The organism is Nitrososphaera sp., from assembly GCF_050748925.1.
GTDB lineage: Archaea > Thermoproteota > Nitrososphaeria > Nitrososphaerales > Nitrososphaeraceae > Nitrososphaera.
In genome coordinates, this window is record NZ_JBOGQF010000175.1 from 1 (window position 1) to 3,168 (window position 3,168).

The 3,168-nt window shown below is 51.9% G+C and carries 4 protein-coding genes; all 4 read right to left on the reverse strand.

Going from position 1 to position 3,168, the window contains the following annotated elements:
* Nucleotides 1–453, reverse strand: a 453-nt coding sequence (locus tag ACREAY_RS10935; protein ID WP_431755804.1) for a hypothetical protein, incomplete at its 3' end; no start/stop codon positions are given.
* A gap of 58 nt (nt 454–511) precedes the next feature.
* A complete protein-coding gene (locus tag ACREAY_RS10940; protein ID WP_431755805.1) occupies nt 512–679 on the reverse strand; it encodes a hypothetical protein in 168 nt (55 codons plus the stop codon).
* A 190-nt stretch (nt 680–869) separates the two neighbouring features.
* Entirely contained in the window at nt 870–2,732 is a 1,863-nt protein-coding gene (locus ACREAY_RS10945) for a sodium:solute symporter family protein (RefSeq protein WP_431755806.1), read from the reverse strand.
* A 38-nt stretch (nt 2,733–2,770) separates the two neighbouring features.
* On the reverse strand, nt 2,771–3,076 hold the full coding sequence (locus ACREAY_RS10950; RefSeq protein WP_431755807.1) for a hypothetical protein: 306 nt from the start codon (nt 3,074–3,076) through the stop codon (nt 2,771–2,773).
* Nucleotides 3,077–3,168: the final 92 nt, after the last annotated feature.

Sequence of the window (3,168 nt, forward strand, 5' to 3'; positions counted from 1 at the left end):
GAACCCGACCCACATTATCGCGCCTTTCTGGAAGACGATGGCAAGCTGCGACAGTATCTTGCCCCCTTCAATGTCTGTCTTGCCCTCCTTGCGCGCAAGGGCGATTTCTTCAGGCTGTACAAAGAGGGGCATCTTTACCGCCTGCAGGCCCTTTTGCTCCCGCATGTGGTTGAGCATCTTTAGCATGAGATCCAGGTCGTGCTTGATGTCAGGGAGCACGACGCTTTCAAGGTATGCGCGCGTGCCGCCCGCGTCGACGCGCACGACGCGAAAAATTGCAGGCGCCTTTTTCCATTCTGGATGAAACTCGCAGAACAATGACATCAGCTCCTCGATCTCGCCCTTGAAAGGCGAAAGGTCGTCCGGGCTCCCCGGCTTTTGCTTGCCGACGATCCTTGCGACTTCGCGCTTGACCTCGCCAATGTCTTTGACCGGCTTGACGTTAAAGAGCATCACTGACAATAGCAGCGCTTGCTTTTCAATCTTGCCGCTGTGAAAAAAGAAAAAGAAACTACTTGTGATCCTTTTTTTTGTGGGCTAACTCTTGCACTTCCACGGCAGGCTTTTCAATCCTCGCCAGGTTGCGCTCTATTTCCGGTTGGAACTTGTTCTTTGCATACCAGACGGCGGCTGCGCTTACGCCAATGACAGCCACGATTGTAATCGCTTCTTCGATCATGGCATTCAATGTATGGGTTTTAGATATAAATTTTGATTTTATGATAATATGGCAATTGCCGAAAATTATATCGCTTAAATTCTGCGGTAACGCCACAAATCGCCAAGAATTATTGCACTATCTGGCACAACATGTCATATTTATTATATTTTGAGCCAGAGAGGCAAATTTGTAAACTACGGATGCAGTGTCAGAGTGTCAGGATCTTTTTTGCTTCGCTGACCCTATCAAAGAGCTCTTTTAAAAATACGTCGGCAAACTGCTCAAACGTAAACACGGAATATTTTGCCCTGTATTCCTGCTTGCGCTTTTGGTACTCTTCTTCCAGCCAGCGAAAGTCCGCCTCCTTTAGCTTGACGACAAAGCCCCTCGACTGGACCTTTGACTCGAACATGTTGAGCATGAAATAGCTTGCAAACTGGGTAAAGCTGCTGGCACGGTACTTGCGGTTGTACTCCTCCTTGTATTTTTCATAGTTCTCGTCAAGCCAAGTCTTGACGTCTGAACGTATGGTAAGGGAAGTGTAGCGGCCGCCAAAATCCTCCTTGATGTTGTGGGCGTCGACTGCGTAGTAGCCGCGCTTGATCTCGTTCATCATGATTATCAGCGCGCTTGGTATGAACATGCCGGGGTATTTTTTCTGCGTCGCAAGCGCCACTATGATGAACAGCGCAAACGAGATCGGCGGCGGTATGAACGTGTCGAGGCCCGCCAGCTCCAGAGGTATTACAAAGAACATGAGCAGCCTCAGCCCGGTGCCCACGATGAGCGACGTGAGGGCGGCAGGCATGTTTGCATTCTTCCAGAACAACCCGAGCGTAAGAGGGGCCCACGCGCCGGCAAAAACGATGTCAAATGCGAGTATCAGGTAGATGCCGGGCTGCGGCAGCAGGTACGCAAGTATGAACGCCGAGGCCATCATGGGTATGGTAAAGATGCGCGTCGTCATCAGGAGCCTGCCGTCGTCCATGCCGGGGCGCTTTAGCCACTTTTTCAGTATGTCGCGCTGGATCAGGTTCCGGGAAACCACGCTAGAGATAGCAAGGAGGCCGCCGTTTGCAGTCGACATTGCGGCTCCAAGCACGCCCATGAGCATGAGCGCGCCTATCCAGAAGGGCACGTGGTTGAGCGCGATTGTGGGAAATATCGTGAACGGGTCTGCGATGCCGGGGATCAAAAAGATGGCTATTATCCCTATCATGCTTGTCGGGACAATGGTCGAGATCGTTAGCCCGGCCCCCATCAGGGCGCCTCTCTGTGCCGTCCTGCCGTCCCTCGCTGCAAAGACGCGCTCCATAAAGTCTAGCGCAACGATGTCGCCAAGCGCAAGGCCGATGATGCCTGCCCAGTTGACGAGGCCGCCTCCTGCAAGCGTCGTCAGCCCTGACAGGTCGAGGTAGCCTTCCGGCGCGGCGGCCAGTATGGTGCTAAAGGAAGTGCCCGAAAACCCTCCTGCAAAGAATATGAACATAGCCCAGAACGCGCCTATCGCCAAATAGATCTGGAAAATGTCAGTGTACGCAGAGGAGAACAGGCCGCCGGCGTAGGTGTATATGAGTACGATTATCGCACCCACGAGCATGGCCCAGATAAAGTCAATGCCAAAGACTGCTGAAAGGATAAAGCCCGTCGCGGCAAAGTTGCCTGCGACGAGGATTACAAAGCTTATCATCATGATGACGCTTGAAATCCCCTCGGACGCAAAGCCAAACCTGCGGTAGTAAAAGTCGGGCAGCGTCAGGAGCGACATCTTGTTGAGTTTCTTGCCGTAAACCGTCCCGGTGAGGATGAGGCACCCTGCAAGCCCTATTGGGATGGCAGCGCCTGCCCAGAAGCCAAACTGGTACACAAGAGACGAGTTGCCAAGCGAAGAGTTGCCGTCGATGGACTGCACGGCCAGCATGGTCCCGACAAAGAACAGAGGCAGACTTTTTCCGGCCACCATGTACCGCTTGCTGCTTTTCTTTACCATCCTTGAAGTGAGCGTTCCGACCACAAGGGAGAGGCCCAGAAAAGCGATTATAGCTTTTGCATATCCATCCAGCCCAGCCATACCCTTTATTATATATTTAGTAAATATATAAAACTTGCTTAAAGGAGAGTTCGACTGTCGAACGCAGTTCTCGCGCCTTTGCAGAGGCCCAATTGCTTTAGAACGTAAAAGGAAAAACTGATGTCTTCCTTGCCTATGTCAGGAATGGGCTCGCCGGTCTCGTGCTTTAGGTCCTGGAGGAAATCGTATATTTCGTCTACCGTGACAGGCGCGCTCGCATAGCCGACCTTTTCGTTCACGGTGTTGTACATCGAGATATAATAGCTAAGGAAGGTAGTCTTCATCAAAGCCTTCTCCATGTCGGGAGGAGCATGCCGAAAGACCCGGAACGTGCTTCCTTTCATGTCCAATAGGTGCCCGCGTGCGATATAAGGATTGAGACAATAGCTGTAAACTACGTATGCGAGAGCGCATTATGATACGTATACTACAGCTA

Bases quoted from the DNA above. Each gene is read 5' to 3' on its own strand.
- ACREAY_RS10950 (WP_431755807.1), bottom strand. From the start codon at position 3,076: ATGAAAGGAAGCACGTTCCGGGTCTTTCGGCATGCTCCTCCCGACATG.
- ACREAY_RS10945 (WP_431755806.1), bottom strand. From the start codon at position 2,732: ATGGCTGGGCTGGATGGATATGCAAAAGCTATAATCGCTTTTCTGGGC.
- ACREAY_RS10940 (WP_431755805.1), bottom strand. From the start codon at position 679: ATGATCGAAGAAGCGATTACAATCGTGGCTGTCATTGGCGTAAGCGCA.